This window comes from Leifsonia sp. PS1209, assembly GCF_012317045.1.
Lineage (GTDB): Bacteria > Actinomycetota > Actinomycetes > Actinomycetales > Microbacteriaceae > Leifsonia.
Genome location: NZ_CP051154.1, coordinates 1016052 through 1041609, shown reverse-complemented (window position 1 = coordinate 1041609; position 25558 = coordinate 1016052). Strand labels below are relative to the sequence as shown.

The window sequence follows — 25558 nt, the reverse complement described above, 5'->3', positions numbered from 1 at the left end:
CTATTTGCCGGAGGGCTTCGGCGTGGTAGGGGCGACCGCCTGCTGCACGAGCCCGTGGATCTGCCCGTAGTCGGGGTTCTCGGGGTCGATGGTGGGCGGCACGAGTTCGAGCTGCTTCACCGGCAGCGCTTTCGTCTTCATCCCCAGGTCGACGAAGTAACCGAGCATCGACTGCGGGATGTCGGTCTTCATCACCTGGGCGCCCGCATGCGCGATGTCCTGGAACTTGCTCACCACGTTGACCGGGTTGACCTGTTTGAGGATCGCATCCTGGAGCTGGCGCTGCCTGGCCATGCGGTCGTAGTCGCTCGACCCGTGACGCGCCCTGGCGTACCACTGGGCGTGGTAGCCGTCCATGTGGTGCACCCCGGGCTCGATCCACTCCGCGACACCGTTGAGGTTTTCGTCGCCGCCGATCGGGACGCGGTCGGTGACGGTGATGTCGACGCCGCCGAGCGCGTCGATCAGGTCGGAGAAGCCCTGCATGTCGATCAGCACGTAGTACTGGATGGTGAGCCCTGTCGCGCCCTCCAGCGCATCCCGCATCGCCTCGATGCCCGGCTCGCTGTTGTTCTTCTTCGCGTTCGGGTAGAGATCGGGCTTGTAGAGCTCCACCTCGGTGTAGATCGAGTTGAGTTGGCAGACGTCGACGTCGCAGCGGTCCTCGTAGCCGTAGCCGTCCGGGTACAGCGTGTGCAGCGGCGACTTCGCCGGGAAGGGAACGGGGTCGAGGTCGCGCGGCAGGCCGATGGTGACCGCCTGGCCGGTGCTCGCGTCGATGCTGACGACCGACATGCTGTCCGGGCGCAGGCCGTCGCGGTCCGGTCCGGCGTCGCCGCCGAGCAGCATGATGTTGTACCGGCCGTTCACGGGCGGCTGCGACGGGCCGGCAGAGAAGATGTCGCCGAGGGCGCCCCTCGCCGATCCGGCGACGATGGATGCGTAGCCGGCCGTGCCGGTGAGCCCCACCAGCACGATCACGGCGAACGCCGCGATCCAGCCGCGCGCGTTCGGGCGGGCCTTGACCAGCCGCACGAGCCGGAGCGTGTCGAGGGTGAGCACGATCCACAGCACCGCGTACGCCACGAGCATGACCTGCAGCACGAGCAGCCCGGCGGTCTGGGTGAACAGCGTGTACACGCTCGACGGCGAGATCAGATAGACGACCAGGGTGACGATCGCCAGCAGCCAGAGCAGCAGCGTGGCGACGATGCCGACGCGGCCGAGCGTCCTGTTGCCCGCGACCACCTGGGCGGATCCGGGCAGGAGCACGTTCAGGCCCACGAGCCACCAGGCCCGCTTCGTCATGATCGGAGCGGACGACACATCCGGGTGCCGCAGTGGGGTCGCGATGCTCATAGCTTTGCTTGGAGGGCCCGGTTCTTCTCTTCGACGCTGGCCTCGAGGTCGGCCGCGAACGTCTCGAGCTCAGACGCGAGCGCGTTGTCGGAGGTGGCGAGGATCTTGACCGCGAGCAGTCCGGCGTTCCGTGCGCCGCCGATCGACACGGTGGCGACGGGGACCCCCGCCGGCATCTGCACGATCGACAGCAGGGAGTCCAGGCCGTCGAGCCTGGCGAGCGGCACGGGGACGCCGACGACGGGCAGCGTCGTGACGGCCGCGAGCATCCCCGGCAGGTGGGCCGCCCCTCCCGCTCCGGCGATGATCACCTTCACACCGCGCGATGCTGCGCGCTTTCCGAAGTCGATCATCTTCTCCGGAGTGCGGTGGGCGGAGACGACCTCGACCTCGTGGTCGACGCCGAACTCGGTGAGGAGCCGTGATGCGTCCTGCATCACCGACCAATCGGAGTCCGACCCCATCACCACGGAGACGAGCGGGTTGGTGGAGGCTGCGGGCATGACCACCATGCTAGATGCGCTCCGGCCCGGTGCCCGGACGGCACGCCCCGCGCTGCGTCAGTCTGTGGAGGCTGCGTCAGTCCGCGAAGAAGGCCGCGGCCGCTCTCGCCTGGTACGCCACGTCGTCCAGGTCGTCCCCGCCGACCGTGACGTGACCGACCTTGCGGCCGGGTCGCGGGTCTTTGCCGTAGCCGTGGAACTTGGCCCTCGGATGTGCGGCGAGCGCAGCGGGGTACCTGTCCTGCAGCGATCCGGAAGCCGGGCCGCCGAGGATGTTGATCATCACCGACCAGTCGTCGCGCGTCTCCGTCGACCCGAGCGGAAGGTCGAGCACGGCGCGCAGGTGCTGCTCGAACTGGCTGGTGACGGCGCCCTCGATCGACCAGTGGCCGCTGTTGTGCGGGCGCATCGCCAGCTCGTTGACCAGGATGCGTCCGTCCGTCGTCTCGAACAGCTCGACGGCGAGCACTCCGGTGACGCCGAGACCGTCCGCGATGGTGCGCGCGATCTCCGCGGCGAGGTCGGCGGCACGGCCGCTCGAGCCGGGGGCCGGAGCGATGACCTCTGCGCAGACGCCGTCCCGCTGAACGGTCTCGACCACCGGCCAGGTCTTCATCTCGCCGGACGGGCGGCGGGCCACCAGCTGGGCGAGTTCCCTGCTGAACGAGACGAGCTCCTCGACGAGGAGCGCCCCTCCCCTGCCGTCCTCGGCGAGCGCGAGGAACCAGTCGTCGGCCTCTGCCGCCTCCGAGACGACGCGGACGCCCTTGCCGTCGTAGCCGCCGCGGGCGGTCTTCACGACGGCGCGGCCACCGTGGTCGGCGAGGAACGCTCCCAGCTCGTCGGCGGACTCGACGGCCGCCCAGTCCGGGACGGGAAGGCCGAGCTCGGTGAGCTTGGCGCGCATCTGAAGCTTGTCCTGGGCGTAGAGCAGCGCATCCGGACCCGGGTGCACCTCGATGCCGCGCGAGACCAGCTCACGGAGGATCGCCGGGGGGACGTGCTCGTGGTCGAAGGTGATCACATCCACGGTCTCGGCGAACGCCAGGACGGTGTCGAGGTCGCGGTAGTCTCCGACGCCGGTCGCGGCGATCTCGGCGCTCATCCCCTCCGCCTCTTCGAGCACGCGGATGTCGATCCCGAGTTCGATGGCGGGAGGGACCATCATGCGGGCCAGCTGCCCTCCGCCGATAACGCCGACCGTGTTCTTCGCCATCTGATCGTCTCCTCGATACTCTTCAGGGTGGGTGGGGGCAACTCCCAGACTGGGGATACCGTTCGCGCGTATGCTCGCCACGCACTCATCTATCTTCGCGCAGATCAGGTTGGACGCATGACGATCGACACTCCCCCGGCAACCCGCCGCTCGCGGCTGCTGCCGCAGCTGGCGAAGTTCGGCGCGGTCGGGGCTGTCGGCGTGGTGGTGAACCTCGCCGTGTTCAACCTGCTGCTGCTCACGCCGATGTCCGCGTCGCACGGGGGTGCGCTGGTCGCGACGGTCATCGCCAACGCCGTCGCCATCGCCACCAACTACGTCGGCAACCGCTACTGGGCGTTCGCCAAGGAGCGCAGGTCGAACGTCGCCCGCGAGGGTGTCGAGTTCCTGATCGTGAGCATCTGCGGGCTCGTCATCCCTGTGCTCTGCGTCTACGTGTCCCGCGTCGTCCTCGGCTTCGACAGCCGCCTCGCCGACAACATCGCGAACAACGTCGTCGGACTCGCGCTCGGCACGGTGTTCCGGTTCGCGTTCTACCGCTGGTGGGTGTTCGCACCGCACCGCGGCGGCCGCGATGCGGCGACCACCACCACGGAGCCGGTGCTCACGGGTGCTACCCCGCTACCGGGAACCCCAGACGGTGGTCTCGTCCGAGACTGACTCCGACTGCTGCCTGCGCACGGCCACCACGGTCTGCGCGTGGTCCATCAGGTCGTTCAGCGCGCGCTGGACGGCGTCGGCCTTCGGGACGTCCTTCAGTACGACCGGGCGTTCGAGGCCGGAGTTGATGCGCACATCCCCCGACCGGAACGCGCTCTGCAGCCAGTTGCGCTTGACCGTCACGTCGTAGCCGCGACTGTGCAGCAGCTCCTGGCGCACCCGCACGAAGAAGCCGTGGCGCAGGATGATCCGCCTGGTGGTGATCGTGTACCTCCTGCTCAGCCACGAGGCCAGCGGGAGCAGGAACAGCAGCAGGATGACGGCGGCGGCGGCCGACCAGAGCAGCACGATCTCCCACACCTCGTCGAACCGGCCGGCGAAGTAGCCGAGCGCTCCGCAGGCGGCGATCAGGACGATGCTCGGCCAGAACATCGCCCGGGCGTTCGAGCGCAGCCGCGCCACGATGCGCTCGGGAGGCGCAGCGGGCGCTCCTGAATCGGGGGGCGTGTTGCTCATGACCAATTAATACCGCAGGTGGGTCACGTCGCCCGCCGCGACAGCCGTGATCCCGGCATCGGTCTCGACCAGGAGCCGTCCGTCCTCGTCGATCCCGACCGCCGTCCCGAGCAGATCGTCTCCAGAGGGCAGCAGCACCCGCACGCTGCGGCCGATGGTGTGGCACGCCTCTGCCACCTCGTCCCTGACAGCGCTCGTGACCGGGTCGCCTCCCGCGGTCTCGAACTCGCGGTAGAGGGTGATCAGGTGCCGGAGGTATGCCGCGAGCACCGCATCCACGTCGATGTCGGTCGCCCCGGCGACCAGCAGGGAGGTGGAGGTCTCGGTGGGGAGTTCGTCGGCGCTGAGCGTGAGGTTGACGCCGGAACCGATGACGAGACCGGACAGGTCGGGCAGGAGCTCGGTGAGGATGCCGCAGACCTTGCTGCCGTCGATGAGCACGTCGTTCGGCCACTTCACCTCGACGGCGCCGGGCACGAGCGGCGAGAGCGCCCTGCTCATGGCGAGCCCGGCGATCAGCGGGAACCAGCCGAACGACTCGACGGGGAGCCCGCTGGGCTTGATCAGCACGGAGACGGCGATGGCCTTGCCGGGAGGAGACACCCACACCCGGCCGAGCCGCCCGCGTCCGCCGGTCTGGTTGTCGGTGAGCACGACGGCGAGGTCTGGCAGCCCGGCAGCGCGGGAGACGAGCACGTCGTTCGTCGACCCCGCCTCCTCGAGCACATCGAGGACGGGGACGATTGCGCGACTGCGACGGAACTCCATTGCCCCAGTCTGCCAGCGGGACGGCGTGCGATACCAGCGCTTGCAGAACATGATGGTATCTGGCACTCTTATGGCTACATATTGCATGAAAGGTGTGACAATGATGTTCGTCTTCCGTAGGAACTCGGGCGCTCGTGCGGCCTTGATTGTGGGCTGCACGGCGGCCCTTCTGTTCTCCTCTGCGCTACCCGCGACGGCAAGCGATGACTCCGTCGCGTTCGCGCCAGAAACTGCCCAACAGGAGAACGGCGCGATCGACCCCACAACGTTTGAGGGTCCCCTTGTCGTTGCGACGCCGTCAGGTGCAGAGCTCGTCGTGGACGTCAGGGCCGGCAAAGCGCTGGAAGTGGCGGAGGCCATCCAGGAGGCCGATAGGCAGGGGTCCCTCGACACCCTCGCGATCAGGACGAGCAGGACCGGGTGCGGCCAGAAGGTCAGAAGTGTCGGTGGGATCGCCAACACCTGGGCGACGAGCGTGCAGGGGTGCGCCGTGATCGGCTACCCCGGCTATCGGCGGGAGTACGTCTGGGAGAACACCTCGGACGTCCATCTGTGCACGAGAGCGCGCGGGTTCAACGCCGGCAACGGAGCCTCCTGGTATTCCACGGGATGCGGTGGCGGAGCGACCTTCCTCGTACCGTGGGGCAACACCCTCGCGTACACCCAGATGCAAGGATCGTCCATGTCCTGGGCCACCGGCGTGGCATACCTCTGGCGGGCCTGAGCGTGAACGCGCGCCCTCGCCCGAAGGCCATTCTGGTTCTCGGCATCGTTCTCGCCTGCGCCGGAGCCGTCCTGCAACTCGTACTGCCCGCGCTCGGGTTTTCCATCGCAGCCGCGAGCACCACGGCCCTCGGCATGGATCAGGACATCCTGCTCGGGTTCGACTTCGCCGTCCGCGCCGTCGGCCTGATCATTGCGCCGCTGGGCAGCGTCCTGATCGGGGCGGGAATCGTCATGGGCCACGTCACCCGCATCGTCGATGGCGTGCGCAGAGACGAAGCGCCGCATCCCGGTGAGACCCGCGACACTGCACACGCAGCCGACGGACTCTTGTAGGGAATCCTCAACGCCACCGCCCTTCTGCTGGCAGGTAGAGTGAACGGCGTGACCGACACAGAACATGGACAGACTGCCGATCTCCACACCACAGCAGGCAAGCTCGCCGACCTCAAGGAGCGCTTCCACGAGGCCGTGACCGCGAGCGGTCAGTCCGCCATCGAGAAGCAGCACGCCAAGGGCAAGCTCACCGCCCGCGAGCGCATCGACCTGCTGCTCGACCACGGATCGTTCGTGGAGTTCGACGAGTTCGTCCGTCACCGCACCCACGCCTTCGGCATGGAGAACAAGCGTCCGTACGGTGACGCGGTCGTCACCGGCGTCGGCACCATCCACGGTCGCAACGTGGCCGTGTTCAGCCAGGACTTCACCATCTTCGGCGGCTCGCTCGGCGAGGTGGCCGGCGAGAAGATCATCAAGGTCATGGATCACGCGCTCAAGACCGGCGTCCCGATGATCGGCATCCTCGACTCCGGCGGAGCGCGCATCCAGGAGGGTGTCGTCGCGCTCGGCAAGTACGGCGAGATCTTCCGCCGCAACACCCAGGCGTCCGGTGTCATCCCGCAGATCTCCATCGTGATGGGGCCTGCCGCCGGCGGCGCCGTCTACTCCCCTGCCCTCACCGACTTCGTCATCATGGTCGACAAGTCGAGCCACATGTTCGTCACCGGACCAGACGTCATCAAGACGGTCACCGGCGAGGACGTCGGCTTCGAGGAGCTCGGCGGCGCACTGACGCACAACAAGATCTCCGGCGTCTCGCACTACCTCGCGAGCGACGAGGAGGACGCGCTCGACTACGCGCGCACCCTGCTCAGCTATCTGCCGCAGAACAACCTCGGCGAGCTGCCGGTGTTCGCCGCGGAGCCGGAGCTGGAGCTGACGGACGCCGACCGCAAGCTCAACACGATCATCCCGGATTCGCCCAACCAGCCGTACGACGTGAAGTCCATCATCGAGGGCGTCGTCGACGACGGCGAGTTCCTCGAGATCCAGCCGCTGTTCGCACCGAACATCGTCATCGGCTTCGCCCGCGTCGAAGGCCACTCCGTCGGCATCGTCGCCAACCAGCCGAGCGCGATGGCCGGAACGCTCAACATCGACGCCGGGGAGAAGGCCTCCCGGTTCGTGCGCTTCTGCGACGCGTTCAGCATCCCGATCCTCACCCTGGTGGATGTGCCCGGTTACCTTCCCGGCACCGACCAGGAGTGGACGGGCGTGATCCGCCGAGGAGCGAAGCTGCTCTACGCGTACGCGGAGGCCACCGTGCCCCTCGTCACGATCATCACCCGCAAGGCGTACGGCGGCGCGTACATCGTCATGGGCTCGAAGCAGCTCGGTGCGGACATCAACCTGGCCTGGCCGACGGCGGAGATCGCCGTGATGGGCGGCCAGGGCGCCGTCAACATCCTGTACCGCGGCGAGATCAAGCGTGCGGAGGAGGCCGGCGAGGATGTCGCGGCGGTCCGCACGAAGCTCGCGAACGAGTACACGTACAACGTGGCCAGCCCGTTCCTCGCCGCCGAGCGCGGCGAGCTGGACGGCGTGATCGAGCCTGCCGCGACCCGCGTGTCCGTCATCAAGGCGCTGCGGGCGCTGCGCACCAAGCGCGCATCCATGCCGCCCAAGAAGCACGGGAACATCCCGCTGTGACGATCGAGCCAGACAGCATCCGGTTCGTCACGCGCGGCGTGACGCCGGAGGAGGTCGCCGCGGTGACCGCCGTGCTCACGGCCGCCATCGCCGAGGCGGAGGCCGCTGCACGGGATGCACGCCCGCCGGCGGGACCGGACGCCTGGGCACGCAGCCAGCGCGCGCTGCGCACGCCGTTGACGCCCGGCCCGGGGTCATGGCGCTCGTTCGCCGGCTGACGAATGCGGGTGATGTACCCCGGGGGCACCGTCCCCCGAGTGCGGGACAAGCACCAATTCGCGGCGTCCGGAGGCGCAGGGGACACGATTGTCCCCCATGTCCTCCAAAATGACGACTATTTATCTGTCATCGGCATCGCCAATATAGATAGTGCTAGGTGTCTCTCCTCGTGAGTCACACCGCCAATCACTCGCCGACTAGGGTAAGCGGGCGAGTGTTTTGGGGGCGAGTCAGGGCGATATTCGGGTTGTCGCCCTGACTCGGGGTTTGAAAAGGGGCCGACAATTCGGGTGTCGGCCCCTTTCTCCATGTCTGGGCGCGTTCGCCCTTCGCCGCCCGCATCCTCCATCGTCCGCGCCGCGTCCGCTCACGCGGAGAACGCGCGCCATCTCTCCGAATCTCCGCCGTTGCGGAGACGCGCGCGGCGTGGCGCGCCAAATCTCCGCCCGAACGAACCGCCGAGAGCCGGGTCAGGACTCGTGCACGGGCCGCGGGATCTCCAGCCAGAGGTCGACCTCGTCGTCCTCGGTGTCCGCGCCGAGCGCGTTGGCGTTGCCGTCGTCCGACATGCGCAGCCCCACCACCGTCACCGCCGTCTTCGACGACCGCGGAACCGTGCGCACGATCAGCTTGTCCGTCGTGGTGCCCCGGATGGCGTCCGCCAGGCGACGCAGCACGCCGTCGAGAGCGTGCTGGTCGAGGTCGTCGATGCCGCCCTCGTCGAGGAGGCTGACGACGACTCCGCGGCGGCGCGCATCCATCACCTGGCGGCGCACGTCGTCGTTGAGCAGCCTGCGGCCACGGATCTCGTCGCGGATCGCACCTTCGAGGTAGCGGCACTCCCGCCGTTCGGCCTCCGTCAGGTCTCCCCCGCGGCGCACGATCTCGGCGAGCATCGGCGCTGCCACCCGGTAGGTCTGCCGCAGGCGCAGCTGGCGCTCCATGACGTGCGCTTCCTGGGCCGCCTGCCATTCGGTGGCCTCCCGCTCCGCGCGGGCGAACTGTAGGGCGTCCCTGCCGGCCTTCGCGAGCGAGCCGGAGATCACGACCGCGACGCCGACCCACACCACGGAGCCGATCACCCCGAGGCCCGCCAGCGCGGGGATACCGGCCCAGACGATGGTCTGCACCGCCAGGTAGCCGACGCCCACCCAGGCCGCGAACTGCTGTCTGCGCACCGCGGCGATCGTCATCAGCGTGCCGACGGCCGCCACGTACCAGGTGGCGTAGCCGTTGTCCTTCGCCGGGTCGAGCTGGCTGGTCACCAGGATCGGGATGGCGACGCACACCGCGAGGTCGAACGCCGCGAGCCAGAGCGGCATCTTGGTGGGGCTGGTCGGCCAGAGGCTGATCACCGTCGCCACCCCGTACAGGATCATCGCGGCGATCGGCGGCCCCGGGTTGACGGGCGTCGACAGCGACGACAGCGCGAGGAACAGGTGGTACGCCGAGAACAGCGCACCGAGTCCGAGGAAGAGGAACCGGGGCAGCGTGATCATCCGCGCACCTCCGCATCGCTCTCCGACGACGGCCACAGGATCGTGACCGTCGTGCCCTCACCCGGCGCCGATTCGATGCGCGCGTGACCGCCCACCTTCGACAGGCGCTCCCTGATGCTCACCCGCAGCCCCAGCCGCTCGGCGGGGACGTCGGCGGCCGAGAAGCCGCGCCCGGTGTCCGCCACCACGATGTGGACGGTCGCCTGCGGGCTGCCGCCGCGGATCGAGAGGGTGCGACGCACATCCTTGGTGCCGGCGTGCTGCATGCTGTTCACCATCGCCTGCACGGTGGCGGAGTAGACGGCCTCCGCGACGTTCACGGGCAGCACGTGCACCTCCACGTCGCGCACATCCAGTTCGAACGGCGACGAGAAGGCGTTGGCCGCCGTGAAGATGCGCTCGCTCAGCCGGTCGAGTCCGACCAGGGACTGGTCCTCCGGGCTCGACGCCTCCGCTGCGTGCAGGTGGCCGATGGCGTCGGAGGCCATCCGCGCTGCGAGCTCCTTCGCCTCCGGCGTGCGGGCGCTGGCTGCGGAGAGCAGGGTGGTCAGGACGCTGTCGTGCACGATCGCATCCACCTGGACACGCTCGACCTCGGTGGCGTGCTGGCGCACGGCGTTGGCGTACTTGGCGAGCGCCTGGCTCTGCGCGGTGTCGACCGTGGATGCGGCCTGCCGCAGCATCGCGATGATGACCAGGATCACGCCGCCCAGAATGATCGCGTACAGCGCGTCGAGACCGGCCAGCTCTGCACCGACCCCTCCCCCGGCGGGCAGCGCGCGCACGATGCCGTATGCGATCGGCGTGATGAACGTGTACGCGGTCGCCAGCCAGAGCGGGAACGCCACGGCGGCGAACGCGGTGAACACCGAGCAGAGGAACCACACCCACGGCTTGTCCGCCGCGAACGAGTGCGAGTCGAGGGCGAGCAGCGGCCAGGTGACGATCGCCGCGAAGTAGACGACGGACAGCGTCGCCATCGCCGCCTTCACGAACCGCTGCACGATGGCGAGCAGCACGATCGCAGCGAGGCCGCCGAAGACGACGACGATCTCGATCAGGCCCCACGGGGACCGGAGCCCGGGCAACTGCCCGAGCGCGGTCGGGATGGTCTGCAGGCCGAACACCAGGCCGAAGGCCGACACGCTGCGGCCGGCGATGCGCTCGAACCGCTCGCGGCTGATCGGATTGCGCGGTTGGGACGCCTCGGGAGGGGCGGTCCGCGGTGGCGCGCTACTTGCGCTCATTGCCCGTGTCGGGGTCGAGCCCGGGCAGGATTCCGTCTTCGACGGCACGGCGGAGCAGGTCGACCTTGGTGGGTGCCGGACGACCGACCTCCACGTACTTCACCCGGATGCGGTCGAGGTATTCGCGGGCGGTCGAGTTGGCGATGCCGAGCTGCGCCGCGACCGCCTTGAGCGGAAGGCCGGAGGCATACAGGTGCAGCACATCCCGTTCGCGGCGGCCGAGCTGGGCCTTGGCGAAATCGCTGTCCGCGTCGATCGCCGTCGCCCACTCGAGGTTGTTGAGCACATCGCCGCTCGCGACCGTCTTGATCGCGTTCATGACGGTGGTCGTCGGGGACGACTTCGGGATGACGCCGGCAGCACCGGCGGCGAGCGCCTCGCGCACGCTGGCGACCCGGTCGGCGATGCTGTGGACCAGCACGGCCGCCCCTGTCGCCTGGGCGCGCTTCACATTATCGGTGACCTTCGACCCGTCGCCGAGGGAGAGGTCGAGCACGACGACGTCGCACTCCTGCGCGCCGAGCAGTGTTACGAACTCGTCGACGGTGGGCGCGGTGACGAGCACCTCGTAGCCCGCGTCCTGACAGGCCGCTTTGAGGCCCAGACGCACGGACTCGTGATCATCGACGATTGCCACCCGCACCATGCTGACCATCGTAGTGGGGCGATGATGCACTGACGCGCTCACGGCGCCAGCGTGGCGACGGCCTCGACGTGGTGCGTGTTCGGGAACAGGTCGAACGCGCGCAGCGTGCGCAGCGGGTATCCCCGCTCGGCGAACAGGGCCACGTCGCGGGCGAGGGCCACGGGATCGCAGGCGACGTAGACGATCTGCGCGGGGGCGAGCGATGCGATCGCGTCGACCACCTGGCGGCCGGCACCCGAGCGCGGAGGGTCGAGGACGACCGTCGCCGCGCGCAGGCGTGCCCGCTCGACGGCGGACGCCTCCCCGGCGAGTCGCTGCACGAAGCGCTCCACCCTGTCGGTGACGACGGATGCGCCGAGCCAGTCGGCCAGGTTCTCCGCGGCGTTGTCCGTCGCGGCCTCGTCGCTCTCGACCGAGGTGATCCGCAGCGTCGACCCGAAACGGTCGCCGATGGCCGCCGCGAGCAGCCCGACGCCGCCGTAGAGGTCGAGGTTGGCGGCGCGCGGGTCGAACAGCGCCTCTTCGACGGCCGTCTGCACGGCCTCGGTGAGGGTGGCGGCGGCCGCGCGGTGCACCTGCCAGAAGCCGCGCGCATCCAGCTGGAACTCGCGGTCGCCGACGATCTCCCGGATGGGCACGGGGCGCTGGCGGGGACGGACGAGTTTCCTGCCGCGCTTCACGGGAGCCTCGTTGACGAGGAGGTGGGCGGCGCCGGTGCCCGTGGCGACCACATCCACGGACTCCGCGCCGGGGAAGGTCTGGCCGAACGGAGCCGTCTCGTCGACGAGCGCCGTGGCGAGGGGAAGGCCGGTCACCGGGACGACGGTGTGCGAGCGGGCGGCGTACGGCCCGACGGCGCCGGAACGGTCGACCTGAAGGCGGACGCGGGTGCGCCATCCCGTGCCGTCGGCGGTCTCGCCGGCGACAGGCTCGACCACCACGTCGGTGTCGAGTTTCGCCATGCGCTGCATCGCGTCCGCGATCACCTGGCGCTTGAGCTCGCGCTGGTGATCGAGCCTGATGTGGCCGAACTCGGCGCCTCCTGCCCTGTTGCCCGGCTCGCGGTGGATGGACGCCGCCTCCCAGACGTGCTCCTGCCGTTCGGGGGCGGCCTCGATCACCTCGAGCGTCTCCGCACGCCAGAAGCTGTCGTGCTTCTGATCGGTGATCCTGGCCCGGATGCGCTCACCGGGAAGGGTGTCCGGCACGAAGACGACGCGGCCTTCGTGGCGGGCGACGAAGACGCCGCCGTGGGCGACGTTGGTAATGTCGAGGTCGACCTCATCGAACTGGGGCATCCGTCGAGCATCCCACAGGAACCCATGCGCCTCTACTTGGCATCAACCTCACCAGCCAGGCTCGCACTGCTCCGCGCAGCGGGGATCGAGCCGATCGTCGTCCCGTCGCACGTGGACGAGCCCGCCGCCGTCCTCGCCGCCGAGGCCGAGCACGGCCCGCTGACCCCGGAGGCGATGGTGCACCTGCTCGCCCGCCTCAAGGCCGAGGCGGTGCGGGGCGACCTGAACGGCGAGCCCATCGACGGCTTCATCCTCGGCGGGGACTCCGCGTTCGAGCTCGACGGGGCGATCCACGGCAAGCCGCACCTGCCGGAGACGGCACGCACCCGCTGGCTGGCGCAGCGCGGCCGCACGGGCAGTCTGCACTCCGGCCACTGGCTGATCGACCACAGGAACGGCATCGAGAACCAGGCCGTCGGCCGCACGGCGGTCGCCTCCGTGACCTTCGCCGACGTCACCGACGTCGAGATCGACGCGTACATCGCTTCGGGCGAGCCGCTGGAGGTGGCCGGAGCGTTCACGATCGACAGCCTCGGCGGCCCGTTCATCACCAGGGTCGACGGCGACCCGAGTACGGTGGTGGGGCTCTCCCTCTCCACCCTGCGGGAACTGTTCGTCGAGCTGGGCGTGAACTGGCCCGACCTGTGGAACCGGCGACTGTAGTCAACCTCACGTCCGACCCGACCATTTTTGTGGGGATCGCCCAAAAGGCTCCCCCGACTGAGCAATAGGCTAGGAAACTGTGCCACGTATCACCAAGGTCCTCATCGCCAACCGGGGCGAGATCGCCGTCCGGGTCGTTCGCGCAGCGAAGGACAGCGGTATCGCGTCTGTCGCGGTCTACGCCGACCAGGACAGAGACGCCATGCACGTCCGGCTCGCCGACGAGGCGTACGCGCTCGACGGCACGACCAGCGCGGAGACGTACCTGGTCATCGACAAGCTGCTCTCCATCGCCCGCAGGTCCGGCGCAGACGCTGTGCACCCCGGCTACGGCTTCCTCGCGGAGAACGCCGAGTTCGCCCGCGCCGTCATCGCGGCCGGCCTGACCTGGATCGGCCCGTCCCCGGATGCGATCGAGCGCCTCGGCGACAAGGTCTCCGCCCGCCACGTGGCCGAGAAGGTCGGCGCCCCGCTCGCTCCCGGCACCCTGAACCCGGTCGCCGACGCCTCCGAAGTGCTCGACTTCGTCGACATCCACGGTCTGCCGGTCGCCATCAAGGCGGCCTTCGGCGGCGGTGGACGCGGCCTCAAGGTCGCCCGCACCCGCGACGAGGTCGCCGAGCTCTTCGAGTCCGCGACCCGCGAGGCCATCGCGGCGTTCGGCCGCGGCGAGTGCTTCGTCGAGAAGTACCTCGACCAGCCGCGTCACGTCGAGACGCAGTGCCTCGCGGACGCGTACGGCAATGTGGTCGTCGTCTCCACGCGCGACTGCTCCCTGCAGCGCAGGCACCAGAAGCTCGTCGAGGAGGCACCGGCTCCGTTCCTCACGCAGGAGCAGACCGACCAGCTCTACAGCGCATCCAAGGCCATCCTGAAGGAGGTCGGCTACCAGGGCGCCGGCACCTGCGAGTTCCTGATCGGCAAGGACGGCACGGTCTCCTTCCTCGAGGTGAACACCCGCCTGCAGGTCGAGCACCCGGTCTCCGAAGAGGTCACCGGGATCGACCTGGTGCGCGAGCAGTTCCGCATCGCCGAGGGCGGAGAACTCGACTACGACGACCCGATCGCCCGCGGCCACTCGTTCGAGTTCCGCATCAACGGCGAGGACGCCGGCCGTGGCTTCATCCCGTCGCCCGGCCCCGTGCACGTCTTCAAGGCGCCGGGCGGCCCCGGCGTCCGCGTCGACAGCGGCATCCAGGCCGGCGACGTGATCAGCGGCTCGTTCGACTCGATGCTCGCCAAGCTGATCGTCACCGGCGCGAGCCGCGAGGAAGCACTCGAACGCTCCCGCCGCGCCCTCGACGAGTTCGAGGTCGCCGGTCTGCCGACCGTGCTCCCGTTCCACCGCGCCATCGTCCGCGACCCCGCGTTCGCACCGCAGGACGGCGAGCCGTTCTCCATCTACACCCGCTGGATCGAGACGGACTGGCAGGGCGACATCGCTCCCTGGTCGGGCGAGCTCGGTGACGCGGCCCCCGCAGAGCGCCGCAGCAACGTCGTGGTCGAGGTCGAGGGCAAGCGCATCGAGGTCTCCCTCCCCGCGAAGCTCCTCACCGGAGGAGCGGACACGGGCGCAACCAGCCCTGCCCCTCGCCGCCGCGGCGGAGCGCACGCCGTCGACACCGCGACCGGCGACTCGGTGACCGCGCCGATGCAGGCGACAGTGGTCAAGCTCGCGGTCTCCGACGGCGACGAGGTCGTCAAGGGCGATCTCGTGCTGGTGCTCGAGGCCATGAAGATGGAGCAGCCGCTCACCGCTCACAAAGACGGCACCGTGGCCGGTATCAACGCCGCCGTCGGCGAGACGGTCTCCTCCGGCCACCTCCTGCTCAACATCGTCTGAGGCTCGTGGGGCTGGTCCTCCTTCCGCTCGAACGGAGGACCAGCGCCCCTGCCCTCAGCGCTCCGCTCGAACGGAAAACCAGCAGCCTTACGCTGCGTTCTCCGCCCGAACGGACGAGCCATCGGCGTGTCTCGCGACATCTCCTGCCGAACGACAGCCCGGATGCCGTCCAGCACCGAATCCCACTCGGAGAGCACCTGCTTGGCGGAGAACCGCAACCTGCCCGCGCCGAGCACGGCGAGTCCCAGGTCCCGCGCTCGGTCCCGCTCGAACGCATCCCGATCGCGGTGGTACTCGAAACCGTCGAGCTCGATGAACAGCCAGCCGTCCACCCGCAGATCCACTCTGCCGACACCAGGCACGGGAATCTGCTGCTCGACGGTGTAGCCGGCAGCCGTCAGCCGCTGCCTGGCGATCGACTCCACCCCGGAATCCGAGCCCGGCCGAGCGAGGAGCGCCGTCGCCCGCGAGCGTGACGGCTCGCCCGCGAATATCTCGACCAAATCGTGCATCCGCACGGCTCCGTCCGACAAGGCCGTGTCGAGCACAGCGATCGCCGTCTCCTGGTCTGCACAGCGGACGACGCTCCGAAGGCAGTCTGCTTTCGACACCCTCCAGACGTCGCGGCAGGGTTGCGACTCCGCCCAGTGCACCACGCAGGACGGCGACCGTGGCTCGGTGAGATGCGCGGTGGGTGGAACCCGGAGGTGCGTGCGCGCATCCATTCCTCCCCACCACCCGTAGGTTCTGGCCGCGGAGACGCAACTGAGGCGACCGCCCCGGCGAGCGGCGTCGAGTGCGGGCCCGCGCGCGTTCGGGAGGGCGTATAGGCCCCGCCGAACCCGCACGAGCGTTCCGTCGCGCACGGCACGCGTCAGTTCAGGCGGCCACGCGCCCGCCGCTGCGAGCTGTGACCGCGACGCGATCCCGCCGAGTTCCTTGAGATTCCAGGTGTGCATGCATCGAGTGTGGATGCACGGTGAGCGCGACGCGGGCGCATCCGGCAATCTGTGGAAAAGGGCCGGATGTGTTGAACCGGAAGGGACGAGCGACACGCCGCTGGAAAGTCCGCAACAGCGGAGTTTTCGGCCGGGTGGGGCGTGATCTCCGCTCGAACGGAGGCCTGGGAGCGGCGGGGGTGGGGGTGGGCGGGGGACGGCCTAGCTCAGGCGACCGGGTCGCCTTTCAGCTCGATGCTGATCTGGTCGGCGTCGAGGTTGTTGAGGGCGTTCAGGAGCAGGTCGGCGCTGAAGGCGCCGTCGTCTCGGGCGTCGAGGAGGGCGCTGCGCTGGGCCTGGATGCGGTCGAGCCTCGCCTTCTTCTGGGCCAGGAACGCCTCCGGGGTGCGTTCGAGCGGCGCGGTCAGGGGCACCGTCTCCGCCGCATCCCTGAGCAGCGTCATCCGGCGGATCTCCTCCTCGCGCTCCAGCTGCTCGTCGACCGGCGCCGGCTTCACCAGGCGCACCACCCAGCCGAGCGTCCCGCCCTGGATGAGCAGGGAGGCGGCAGCGACGATGAACGCGATGAGCACCAGCAGGGAACGGCTCGGGGTGCCGTCGTGCGGCAGGGTCTGCGCCGCCGCGACCGTGACCGCCCCGCGCATCCCGGCCCAGACGACGATCGAGCCCTCCCGCCAGCCGAGGGGTGCCGCCTTGAAGTAGTCGATGTCCGCGATCGTGCGGCGCAGCCTGGTGGCGAACCGTCCGACGTCCGCCGCGCTCAGCTGGCGGTTGGCGCCTGGGCCTCCGCGTTTGGCGAGCGCCGTCGTCGCGGATTCTGGATCGGTGAGGCTGCCCTGCATGCTCTCGATCCTCGGCCGCATCTTCTCGCCGCGTCTGGCCCGGCGGGACAGGCTCGCCAGCAGCGGGGCGACGTATGCCGCGCGCACCAGGACGGTGAGCAGGAGCGCGCCCAGCCCGACGAGCACAGCGGGCAGGAAGCCGGCGTGATCGTTCTGCACGTCGGTGACGATGCCGAAGAGCTCCAGGCCCATCGTGAGGAACACGAGCCCTTCGAGCACCAGCTCGACCGTCCGCCAGTTCTGGGCGTCGGAGAGCCTGTGCTGCGGGGAGAGCACCCGGGGAGCGCGCCTGCCGGTGATCAGCCCGGCCACGACGGCGGCCACCAGACCGGATGCGCCGAGCGCCTCAGCCGGGATGGATGCGAGGAACGGCACGGTGAACGACAGCACCGTGTTCACTGTCGCGTCCGTGACCTTCGCCCGCACGATCAGGTTCAGCCGCCCGACCGCCCAGCCGAGCACCACCGCCACCGCCACCGAGTACGCGAACGATCCGATGAACCCGCCGAGCGAGAACGACGCAGCCGCCGCGGCGATGGCGGTCCGCAGCAGCACCAGAGCGCTCGCGTCGTTCAGCAGGCTCTCCCCCTCCAGGATCGCCACGACCCTCGGCGAGACCCCCGAGCGTTTCACGATGGAGGTCGCCACCGCATCCGTCGGGCTCACGATCGCGCCGAGGGCGATGCCCCACGCGATGCCGATGCCGGGGATCACCCAGGCGAAGAACAGGCCGAGGATGACCGAGCTGACGATCACCAGCAGGACCGACAGCCCGCCGATCGCGGTGAACTCGCGCCGGAACTCCATCGCGGGCATCGACACCGACGCCGAATAAAGCAGAGGGGGCAGGACGCCCGCGATGATCCACTCCGGCTCGATCGTCAGCGGCGGGACGAACGGCAGGAAGCTGACCCCGATGCCGAGCACCACGAGCACGAGCGGAGCAGCCACGCCGAGCTTCGGCCCGAGCGTCGTCGCGCCGGCGATGGCCAGCAGCACCAGGACGATCACGAGGAGGATTTCCACCCCGCGACCCTACCGCGAAGGTGGGGGTCAGAGCACGATGTGCATCGCCCTGGCGGCGTCCGAGATGGAGCCGGACAGCGACGGGTAGACCGTGAACGCCCGCGCCACCTGGTCGACGGTGAGGCGGTGCTCCACGGCGAGCGCGAGCGGGAAGATCAGCTCGGAGGCGCGCGGGGCGACGATCACGCCGCCGATCACGGTGCCGGATCCGGTGCGGGCGAACAGCTTCACGAAGCCGTCCTTGATGCCGAGCATCTTGGCGCGCGGGTTCGACTTGAGCGGCAGCTTGTAGATGTCGCCCTGCGCGATGCCCTCCTCGATCTGCTTCTGGTTCCAGCCGACCGTCGCGATCTCCGGCTGGGTGAAGATGTTGGAGGTGACGTTGCGCAGCTCGAACGGGTTGACCGCATCACCCATCGCGTGGAAGACCGCGGTCCTCCCCTGCATCGACGCGACCGACGCGAGCGGCATCAGGTCGGAGCAGTCTCCGGCGGCGTAGATGTTCGGGATGGACGTGCGCGCCACCCTGTTGACCCGGATGTGCCCGGATTCGGTGAGCTGCACGCCGGCCTCTTCGAGCCCGATCCCCCGGGTGTTCGGCACGGAGCCGACCGCCATCAGGCAGTGGCTCCCCTCGACGGTCCTGCCGTCGGAGAGCGTCGCGACGACGCCGTCCTCCGTGCGAACGATCGACTCCGCACGGGACTTGGAGAGCACCTGCATCCCATTGCGTTTGAAGACGTTCTCGATGACCCTCGCGGCGTCGGCGTCCTCGCCGGGCAGCACCTGGTCACGGCTGGAGATGAGGGTGACCTTCGAGCCGAGGGCCGTGTACGCGGAGGCGAACTCGGCGCCGGTCACACCGGAACCGACCACGATCAGGTGCTCCGGGATGCGGTCGAGGTCGTACAGCTGCGTCCAGGTCAGGATGCGCTCCCCGTCCGGCACAGCGGACGGCAGGATGCGCGGGCTCGCACCGACGGAGACGACGAACGTGTCCGCCTCGATCCTGTCGAAATCCGTGCCCGCCGCGCCGCTCGCGGTCGAGACGATGATCGCGCTCGACCCGTCGAGCCTGCCCTGGCCGGAGACGATGCGCACACCGGCGCGCACGAGCTCCGCACGCATGTCCTCCGACTGCTGTCTGGCGAGGCCTACCAGCCGCTTGTTGACGGCGGCGAGGTTCACCGCGACCTCCGGACGCACCGGCTTGCCGGTCTCTCCGCGGGTGAAGAACTGGACGCCGAGGTCGGCGGCCTCTCCGATGGCGTTGGCCGCCTCCGCCGTCGCGATGAGGCTCTTCGACGGGACGACGTCGGTGATGACGGCGGATCCGCCGACGCCTGTGCGCTCCACCAGGGTCACGTCTGCACCGAGCTGGGCACCGGCGAGGGCTGCTTCGTACCCGCCAGGCCCACCCCCGAGTACAGCGATCCTCTGCTTGCGCTCGAATTCATAGGCCATGACCTCTATTCTCTCGTATCCTGGCGCACGGATGCGCACCCGGGCTCTTCCTGTGCGCTCGCGGCCCGCTCAGTAGAGTTGGCTCATGCCTGAATCCATCACGAACCCGCTCGACGACCCGGCCACCGACCCGTTCGAGGTCGCCAGGCTCGCGGCAGAGCAGCTTGCAGAGAAGACCGGCGTCGCACAGCACGACATCGCACTGACACTGGGCAGCGGCTGGGGCAAAGCGGCCGACCTCATCGGTGAGACGACCGCCACCATCCCCGCCACCGAGATCGTCGGCTTCGGCAAGCCGGCGCTGGAAGGCCACGTCGGCACACTGCGTTCCGTCCTGCTGCCGAACGGCAAGCGCGCCCTGGTCATCGGTGCGCGCACGCACTACTACGAGGGCCACGGCGTCCGCAGGGTCGTGCACAGCGTGCGCACCGCAGCTGCTGCCGGTGTGCAGACGATGATCCTGACGAACGGCGCCGGCGGCATCAAGGAGCACTGGAAGCCGGGAACGCCGGTGCTGATCAGCGACCACATCAACCTCACCGCAGACTCGCCGCTCGAGGGCGCGACGTTCATCGACCTCACCGACCTCTACTCCAAGCGGCTGCGCGAGCTCGCGAAGACCATCGACCCGAGCCTCGACGAGGGCGTGTACACCCAGTTCCGCGGCCCGCACTACGAGACCCCGGCCGAGGTGCAGATGGCCAAGACCGTCGGCGGCCACATCGTCGGCATGTCCACCGCGCTCGAAGCCATCGCCGCACGACAGTCCGGGATGGAGATCCTGGGTATGTCGCTCATCACCAACCTGGCCGCCGGCATCCAGAAGACGCCGCTCAGCCACCAGGAGGTCATCGAGGCCGGACGCGAGGCCGAGCCGGTCATCAGCGCCCTCCTCGCCCAGATCGTGGAGGCCCTGTGAGCGAGGTGCAGACGGACGACCTGATCGAGCGGGCGCAGGCCTGGGTCGCGCAAGACCCGGATGCGGAGACCCGCGACGAACTGAACGACCTCATCGTCGCCGCGCAGGCCGGGTCGGCCGACGCCGTCGCCGATCTGCACTCGCGCTTCGACGCGAGGCTCGCCTTCGGCACGGCCGGGCTGCGCGGCGAGATCGCAGCGGGGCCCAACCGGATGAACAGGGTGCTGGTCGCACAGGCCGCCGCCGGTTTCGCCCGCTACCTGCTCGACCACGCGGACGGGCAGACCCCCTCCGTCGTGATCGGCTACGACGGGCGTAAGAACTCCGACGTCTTCGCCCGCGACACCGCGGAGCTGATGGCGGGAGCAGGCGTGCGCGCCGTGCTGCTCCCCCGGCTGCTGCCGACGCCCGTGCTCGCGTTCGCGGTGCGCCACCTCGACATGAGTGCCGGCGTCATGGTCACGGCCAGCCACAACCCGCCGAACGACAACGGATACAAGGTCTACCTGGGCGGCGAGAACCACGGCTCGCAGATCGTCTCCCCCGTGGATGCGGAGATCGAGTCGCGCATCCTGGAGGTCGCCGCCGGCAGCGTGCTCGACCTGCCGCGTTCCGACGCCTACGAGGTGGGAGCCGACGACATCGAGCGCGCGTACATCGACGCCACCGCCTCCGTCGCCTCCACTACTGCTGCCCGGGATGCGGTCTCCTTCGCATACACCGCGATGCACGGCGTCGGCTGGCGCACGGCCCGCGACGTGTTCGCCGCGGCAGGGTTCGCGGAGCCGACCGTGGTGACCGCGCAGATCGACCCGGACCCGGCGTTCCCGACCGTCGCCTTCCCGAACCCGGAGGAGCCGGGCGCGATGGACCTCTCGTTCGAGGCCGCCCGCGCATCCGGTGCCGACCTGGTGATCGCGAACGACCCGGACGCCGACCGCCTCGCCGTGGCGATCCCCGACGCATCGAGCGACGCGGGCTACCGCCGCCTCAGCGGCAACGAGGTCGGCGCGATCCTCGGCTGGCGCGCCGCCCGGCTGGCGGAGGCCGCAGAAGGACCGGACCAGGCCGCCTTCGGCACGCTGGCCTGCTCCATCGTGTCGTCGCCGGCACTCGCCGCCGTCGCGGAGAAGTATCACCTCGACTTCGCCAACACCCTCACGGGCTTCAAGTGGGTCTCCCGCGCCACCGGCCTGGTCTACGGCTACGAGGAGGCGCTCGGCTATCTGGTGAACCCGGAGACCGTGCGCGACAAAGACGGCATCTCCGCCGCGACCGCGTTCCTCGACCTGGCCAACAGTCTCGCCGCCGACGGGAAGACCATCGCGGACCACCTGGACGAGTTCGCCGAGACGTTCGGCTACTTCGCCTCCGACCAGATCTCGATCAGGGTCACCGACCTGTCGCAGATCGGCCGCATCATGGCGGCGCTGCGCGCCACCCCTCCGTCCGCCATCGGCGACGTGACGGTGCAGCAGATCGACGACCTGATCGACGGTTTCGGCGACCTCCCGCCGAGCGACGTGCTGCGCATCCTGCTGGCGGACGGCTCGCGCGTGATGGTGCGGCCGTCCGGCACGGAGCCGAAGCTCAAGATCTACATCGACGCGTCATCGTCCGACGGCACCGTCGCCGAGCGCCGCGCGACCGCGACCGCCCGCGTCGCCGCCCTCGCCGACGGGATGCGGGAGCTCACGGCCCTCTGACGCCGTCTCCGGACGAGCGGCGCCTGCACCGGCGCCGCTCGTCCGCCCGGCGTAGCCGACCAGGAAGAGTCCGAGGGCGAGCACGGTGACCACGGCGCCCGCGACGGGCACGGCGACCGGCCCACCGGCGCTCAGCGCCGCCGTTCCGATCAGGGGTGCGATGGCGATCCCGAAATACATCGCGGTCGAGTACCAGGACAGGGTGAGCGCCGCGGACGCCGGGTCGACGTGCACGAGCCTGTGCTGCACCGGGATCGCGATGGCGAACGCGGCGATCCCCCAGAACGCGAACACGACGATGGATGCGGCGAACGAGGCCTCGACGAACGTCAGCACGATCAGAGCGACCGACTGACCGGCCAGCGCGACGGCAGCGACCACCCGGCTGCCGAAGCGGTCGGTGAGCGGCCCGGCCACCACGTTGCCGAGCACGCCCGCGGCGCCGTACGCGAGCAGGAGCACGGCCAGGAGGGCGCCGGAGCCGCCCGTGGATGCATGGGTGACGGCCGCCGAGAAGATGTAGACGATGTTGAACCCGGCCACCATCAGCAGCGTCGTGCCGAGCGGCGCCAGGATGCGGCGGTCGCCGAGCGGCGCCATCCGGCGTCGCAGAGACACCGGAGGGGGCAGCGGCACCCCGCGGACGACGAACGGGATCGCGATGGAGAGCAGCACCCCCAGCCCCACCAGGCACCAGAGCGGCAGCCGCCAGCCGGCCAGCCCGCCGAGGGCGGTGCCGAGCGGCGAGCCGACCGCTGTCGCCAGGGTGAAGCCCGCCCCGACGATCGCGAGCGCCCGTCCGCGATGCTGCGGGCTGACCAAGGTGGTGGCGGCCGCCGTGGCGGTGGGCACGAGGGCGGCCCCTCCCAGCCCGGAGAGCGTCCGTCCCGTGATGAAGACGGCGAGGTCCGGCGCTGCCGCCGCGATGGCGGCTCCGACCGCGAAGAACGCAAGGCCGCCGGCCATCAGGATGGTGCGCGGGACGCGCGGAAGCAGGATCGACACCGCGGGGGACGCGATGGCGACCACGAGCGAGTAGGAAGTGATCGAGTAGCTCACCTGGGTGGGCGTCGCCCCGAGGGTGTCGGCGATCTGCGGCAGGAGGCCCGCGATCACGAAGGCGTTGGTCGCGACCACGAACAGCGCGAGCGCGAGGATCAGCAGCGCGGGAGTGGATCTGCGATATGATTGTTCGACGAACGTCATACGGTCAAGATACGACTATCGTTCGATGATTGTCAAACTATTTTTCGAAGGGCGGTCTCATGTCGGCGGATTACCCGGCTCCCGCCATCGAGGATGTCGAACTCGTCGACGTGCTGCGCGCCGTCGCCGACCCCATCCGGTTGCAGATCGTGCGCGTGCTCGCCGACGGGCAACCGCACGCCAAGGCCGCGACCGAATGGGGCTTCGACGTGCAGAAGTCCACGCTGTCCCACCACTTCAAGGCGCTGCGCGAGGCGGGCGTCACCCTGACGATCGTCGACGGGCGCACCCACGCCATCCAGCTGCGCAGGGCCGAGCTCGACGCGCGGTTCCCCGGGCTGGTGGACGCGCTGGTCGCCGCGGACGCCTGACCGCCTCGACAGAGACGCAGCTCAGCCGAGCGCTTCGTCGAGCTTCTGTTCGAGCTCGTCCAGGTCGAAGTAGTTGTCGACCACCACGATGTCCGCGTTGGTCTGGCCGATCTTGTCGACCAGCTCCGGCGAGGTCAGGATGACCTGCGCGTTCGACGCGGCGCTCGCGAGCCCGGCGATGTCGGACGCGGTCACGTCCGCGTCGATGTCGAGCCGCTTCAGCACGCGCTCCGCGTTGACCTTGAGGATGCCGGACGTGCCGATGCCCGCCCCGCAGATGGCGACGATCTTCATCAGGCGGCGCCCTGCTCGCTCGCGGCCATGATGCGCTGCACGTCCGCGGCATCCTGAGCCGCCGCGAGGGCGGGGATCGACTCCGGATCGTTGAACACGTTGGCCAGCTGGGCCACGCTCGTCACGTGCGCCTCCGGCGACGACACGGCGAGGCCGATGACCACAGAGACCGGGTCGTTGTGGGGGTGCCCGAAGACGACCGGGTCGGCCAGGGTGACGACCGAGAGGCCGTCCGCCAGCACATCCGGCCCAGGACGGGCGTGCGCGAGAGCGAGCCCCGGCGCGATCACGATGTATGCGCCGAACTCATCGATGACCTGGATCATCCGCTCCGCGTAGCTCTCCTGCGTCGCACCGGAAGCGGCGAGAGCCGCCCCTGCCAGCTCGACCGCCTCACGCCAGTCGGAGGCGTGAGCTCCGATGGTGATGGCGGAATCGGGCAACGGTGGCAGTGGCATGGCTCAAGCGTAGCTTCCCGCGGGTTACGAACCCTCGAAACCCGCTGTGATGATGTCGGCGAGCTCTTCGCGTTCCTCCAGGGGCAGGAAGGCGGAGCCTGCGGCGTTCAGCTGGAACACTTCGAGGTCGGTGCGGTCGTAGGCGAACGCGTCGGCCAGGATGCTCAGCTCGCGGGTCAGCGACGTGCCGCTCATCAGGCGGTTGTCGGTGTTCACCGTCACCCGGAAGCCGAGCTGGTAGAGCAGGTCGAACGGGTGGTCGAGGATGTCGTCGCCCCACGCGGCGATGGCGCCGGTCTGCAGGTTGGAGGTCGGGCTGGTCTCCAGCGCGATCTCGCGGTCCTTCACCCACTGGGCGAGCGATCCGAGGGTGACGTAGGTGTTCTCGTCGTCCTGGCGCTCGATGGTGATGTCCTCCGCGATGCGCACGCCGTGTCCGAGGCGCAGGGCGCGGCCGTCGATCAGAGCGCTCTTGATGCTCTCCAACCCGTCGGCCTCTCCGGCGTGCACGGTGGTCGGGAAGAACTGGGCGGCGAGGTAGTCGAACGCGTCGCGGTGACGCGCGGGAAGGAACCCGGCCTCCGCACCGGCGATGTCGAAGCCGACGACGCCGTTGTCGCGGTGGCGGACGGCCAGCTCGGCGATCTCCAGCCCGCGGTCGGCGTGACGCATCGCAGTGACCAGCTGGCCGACCCGGATGCGCTTGCCGGTCGAGCGGACGTCGTCGATGCCCTGCTCGATGCCGTCCTGCACGGCTTCGACGGTCTCGTCGAGGCTGAGGCCGCGGCCGAGGTGCTGCTCGGGCGCCCAGCGGACCTCCCCGTAGACGACGCCGTCCTCACCGAGATCCTGGACGAACTCGCGCGCGACGCGACTGAGCCCCTCCTTCGTCTGCATGACGGCGGTGGTGAGGTCGAAGGTCTTGAGGTACTCGACGAGGGAACCGGAGTTCGACTTCTCGCCGAACCAGCTCGCCAGGTCGCCCGCGTCGGAGGTCGGCAGCTCGAGGCCGATCTCTGCACCAAGCTCGATCACGGTCGACGGGCGCAGCCCGCCGTCGAGGTGGTCGTGCAACGACACCTTCGGCAACTCCCGGATGCTCGTGCCGTCGCTGAGCCTGTACCCGCCGTCTGCTTCTTTACTCATGTCCTTCAATCTATCTCA

At 69.5% G+C, this 25558-nt stretch carries 26 protein-coding genes; 10 read left to right on the top strand and 16 right to left on the bottom strand.

Translation table 11 applies throughout. The annotated features are described in order from the left end of the window. The 3 genes from HF024_RS05035 to HF024_RS05025 all read right to left on the bottom strand — a co-directional run bounded on the left by HF024_RS05035 (position 1) and on the right by HF024_RS05025 (position 3078). Positions 1-1359, bottom strand: coding sequence for an LCP family protein (locus tag HF024_RS05035; RefSeq protein ID WP_085369146.1), 1359 nt, complete (start codon positions 1357-1359; stop codon positions 1-3). Then, complete coding sequence (gene purE / locus HF024_RS05030; protein WP_168688858.1) at positions 1356-1862, bottom strand: 5-(carboxyamino)imidazole ribonucleotide mutase; 507 nt, start codon at positions 1860-1862, stop codon at positions 1356-1358. The genes HF024_RS05035 and purE overlap by 4 nt, the downstream gene beginning before the upstream one ends. Positions 1863-1938: 76 nt before the next feature. Continuing rightward, positions 1939-3078, bottom strand: a complete 1140-nt coding sequence (locus tag HF024_RS05025) for a 5-(carboxyamino)imidazole ribonucleotide synthase (RefSeq protein ID WP_168688857.1) — start codon at positions 3076-3078, stop codon at positions 1939-1941. Between the two features lie 117 nt (positions 3079-3195). On the opposite strand from HF024_RS05025, the gene HF024_RS05020 reads away from it, so the two are divergent. Further along, positions 3196-3738: a GtrA family protein gene (locus HF024_RS05020; RefSeq protein ID WP_168688856.1), complete on the top strand. Its 543-nt coding sequence runs from the start codon at positions 3196-3198 to the stop codon at positions 3736-3738. On the opposite strand, the gene HF024_RS05015 is transcribed toward HF024_RS05020, so the two are convergent. Both HF024_RS05015 and HF024_RS05010 read right to left on the bottom strand, forming a co-directional pair. Continuing rightward, positions 3700-4254 (bottom strand): PH domain-containing protein, encoded by a 555-nt coding sequence (locus HF024_RS05015; RefSeq protein WP_247597308.1) that lies wholly within the window; start codon positions 4252-4254, stop codon positions 3700-3702. The two genes, HF024_RS05020 and HF024_RS05015, sit on opposite strands and share 39 nt — an antisense overlap. Positions 4255-4260: 6 nt before the next feature. Then, positions 4261-5022, bottom strand: coding sequence for a biotin--[acetyl-CoA-carboxylase] ligase (locus tag HF024_RS05010; RefSeq protein ID WP_168688855.1), 762 nt, complete (start codon positions 5020-5022; stop codon positions 4261-4263). A gap of 100 nt (positions 5023-5122) precedes the next feature. Between HF024_RS05010 and HF024_RS05005 the strand changes: the two genes are divergently transcribed. Genes HF024_RS05005 through HF024_RS04990 form a run of 4 tightly spaced genes read left to right on the top strand, consistent with a single transcriptional unit; the run spans position 5123 to position 7952 of the window. Continuing rightward, positions 5123-5746 carry a hypothetical protein gene (locus HF024_RS05005; protein WP_085369152.1) on the top strand — a complete coding sequence of 208 codons (624 nt, stop codon included), beginning with the start codon at positions 5123-5125 and terminating at the stop codon, positions 5744-5746. 2 nt (positions 5747-5748) lie between these two features. After that, positions 5749-6081, top strand: coding sequence for a hypothetical protein (locus HF024_RS05000; RefSeq protein WP_168688854.1), 333 nt, complete (start codon positions 5749-5751; stop codon positions 6079-6081). A gap of 39 nt (positions 6082-6120) precedes the next feature. Then, positions 6121-7734: an acyl-CoA carboxylase subunit beta gene (locus tag HF024_RS04995; RefSeq protein WP_085369154.1), complete on the top strand. Its 1614-nt coding sequence runs from the start codon at positions 6121-6123 to the stop codon at positions 7732-7734. After that, positions 7731-7952 (top strand): acyl-CoA carboxylase subunit epsilon, encoded by a 222-nt coding sequence (locus HF024_RS04990; RefSeq protein ID WP_168688853.1) that lies wholly within the window; start codon positions 7731-7733, stop codon positions 7950-7952. Before HF024_RS04995 ends, HF024_RS04990 begins: the two co-directional genes overlap by 4 nt. 471 nt (positions 7953-8423) lie before the next feature. Here HF024_RS04990 and HF024_RS04985 read toward each other — a convergent pair whose 3' ends face one another. The 4 genes from HF024_RS04985 to HF024_RS04970 are packed head-to-tail and all read right to left on the bottom strand — an operon-like array spanning position 8424 to position 12643. Continuing rightward, positions 8424-9452: a hypothetical protein gene (locus HF024_RS04985; RefSeq protein ID WP_168688852.1), complete on the bottom strand. Its 1029-nt coding sequence runs from the start codon at positions 9450-9452 to the stop codon at positions 8424-8426. Then, positions 9449-10699, bottom strand: coding sequence for an ATP-binding protein (locus tag HF024_RS04980; RefSeq protein ID WP_085369156.1), 1251 nt, complete (start codon positions 10697-10699; stop codon positions 9449-9451). Before HF024_RS04980 ends, HF024_RS04985 begins: the two co-directional genes overlap by 4 nt. Beyond that, the gene (locus HF024_RS04975; protein ID WP_085369157.1) at positions 10686-11345 is read right to left on the bottom strand and encodes a response regulator transcription factor; all 660 of its coding nucleotides are present in this window, start codon (positions 11343-11345) and stop codon (positions 10686-10688) included. The genes HF024_RS04980 and HF024_RS04975 overlap by 14 nt, the downstream gene beginning before the upstream one ends. Before the next feature lie 38 nt (positions 11346-11383). Beyond that, the gene (locus tag HF024_RS04970) at positions 11384-12643 is read right to left on the bottom strand and encodes a TRAM domain-containing protein (RefSeq protein ID WP_168688851.1); all 1260 of its coding nucleotides are present in this window, start codon (positions 12641-12643) and stop codon (positions 11384-11386) included. A gap of 24 nt (positions 12644-12667) precedes the next feature. On the opposite strand from HF024_RS04970, the gene HF024_RS04965 reads away from it, so the two are divergent. Both HF024_RS04965 and HF024_RS04960 read left to right on the top strand, forming a co-directional pair. After that, on the top strand, positions 12668-13306 hold the full coding sequence (locus HF024_RS04965; RefSeq protein WP_168688850.1) for a nucleoside triphosphate pyrophosphatase: 639 nt from the start codon (positions 12668-12670) through the stop codon (positions 13304-13306). 79 nt (positions 13307-13385) lie between these two features. Next, a complete protein-coding gene (locus tag HF024_RS04960; protein ID WP_168688849.1) occupies positions 13386-15149 on the top strand; it encodes a biotin carboxylase N-terminal domain-containing protein in 1764 nt (587 codons plus the stop codon). Here the strand turns inward: HF024_RS04960 and HF024_RS04955 are convergent. The 3 genes from HF024_RS04955 to HF024_RS04945 all read right to left on the bottom strand — a co-directional run bounded on the left by HF024_RS04955 (position 15065) and on the right by HF024_RS04945 (position 19440). After that, positions 15065-16108, bottom strand: a complete 1044-nt coding sequence (locus HF024_RS04955) for a type IV toxin-antitoxin system AbiEi family antitoxin domain-containing protein (RefSeq protein ID WP_168688848.1) — start codon at positions 16106-16108, stop codon at positions 15065-15067. The two genes, HF024_RS04960 and HF024_RS04955, sit on opposite strands and share 85 nt — an antisense overlap. Positions 16109-16314: 206 nt before the next feature. Beyond that, complete coding sequence (locus tag HF024_RS04950; protein WP_168688847.1) at positions 16315-17976, bottom strand: sodium:proton antiporter; 1662 nt, start codon at positions 17974-17976, stop codon at positions 16315-16317. 27 nt (positions 17977-18003) lie between these two features. Continuing rightward, the gene (locus HF024_RS04945; RefSeq protein WP_168688846.1) at positions 18004-19440 is read right to left on the bottom strand and encodes an NAD(P)H-quinone dehydrogenase; all 1437 of its coding nucleotides are present in this window, start codon (positions 19438-19440) and stop codon (positions 18004-18006) included. Between the two features lie 85 nt (positions 19441-19525). Here HF024_RS04945 and HF024_RS04940 point away from each other — a divergent pair, with 85 nt between their 5' ends. Beyond that, the gene (locus HF024_RS04940) at positions 19526-20359 is read left to right on the top strand and encodes a purine-nucleoside phosphorylase (RefSeq protein WP_168688845.1); all 834 of its coding nucleotides are present in this window, start codon (positions 19526-19528) and stop codon (positions 20357-20359) included. Positions 20360-20364: 5 nt separating this feature from the next. Further along, entirely contained in the window at positions 20365-22065 is a 1701-nt protein-coding gene (locus tag HF024_RS04935; protein ID WP_168690775.1) for a phospho-sugar mutase, read from the top strand. Here HF024_RS04935 and HF024_RS04930 read toward each other — a convergent pair. Then, complete coding sequence (locus tag HF024_RS04930; protein WP_168688844.1) at positions 21970-23271, bottom strand: MFS transporter; 1302 nt, start codon at positions 23269-23271, stop codon at positions 21970-21972. The two genes, HF024_RS04935 and HF024_RS04930, sit on opposite strands and share 96 nt — an antisense overlap. Before the next feature lie 59 nt (positions 23272-23330). Here HF024_RS04930 and HF024_RS04925 point away from each other — a divergent pair, with 59 nt between their 5' ends. Then, entirely contained in the window at positions 23331-23642 is a 312-nt protein-coding gene (locus tag HF024_RS04925; protein ID WP_085369167.1) for a helix-turn-helix transcriptional regulator, read from the top strand. A 21-nt stretch (positions 23643-23663) separates the two neighbouring features. On the opposite strand, the gene HF024_RS04920 is transcribed toward HF024_RS04925, so the two are convergent. From HF024_RS04920 to HF024_RS04910, 3 genes are read right to left on the bottom strand one after another with little or no spacing between them, the layout of a single operon-like run. After that, positions 23664-23936 (bottom strand): PTS sugar transporter subunit IIB, encoded by a 273-nt coding sequence (locus tag HF024_RS04920; protein WP_085369168.1) that lies wholly within the window; start codon positions 23934-23936, stop codon positions 23664-23666. Next, positions 23936-24394, bottom strand: a complete 459-nt coding sequence (locus HF024_RS04915; protein ID WP_085369169.1) for a PTS sugar transporter subunit IIA — start codon at positions 24392-24394, stop codon at positions 23936-23938. The genes HF024_RS04920 and HF024_RS04915 overlap by 1 nt, the downstream gene beginning before the upstream one ends. A gap of 24 nt (positions 24395-24418) precedes the next feature. Next, positions 24419-25540 carry an adenosine deaminase gene (locus HF024_RS04910; RefSeq protein WP_168688843.1) on the bottom strand — a complete coding sequence of 374 codons (1122 nt, stop codon included), beginning with the start codon at positions 25538-25540 and terminating at the stop codon, positions 24419-24421. Between the last annotated feature and the right edge of the window lie 18 nt (positions 25541-25558).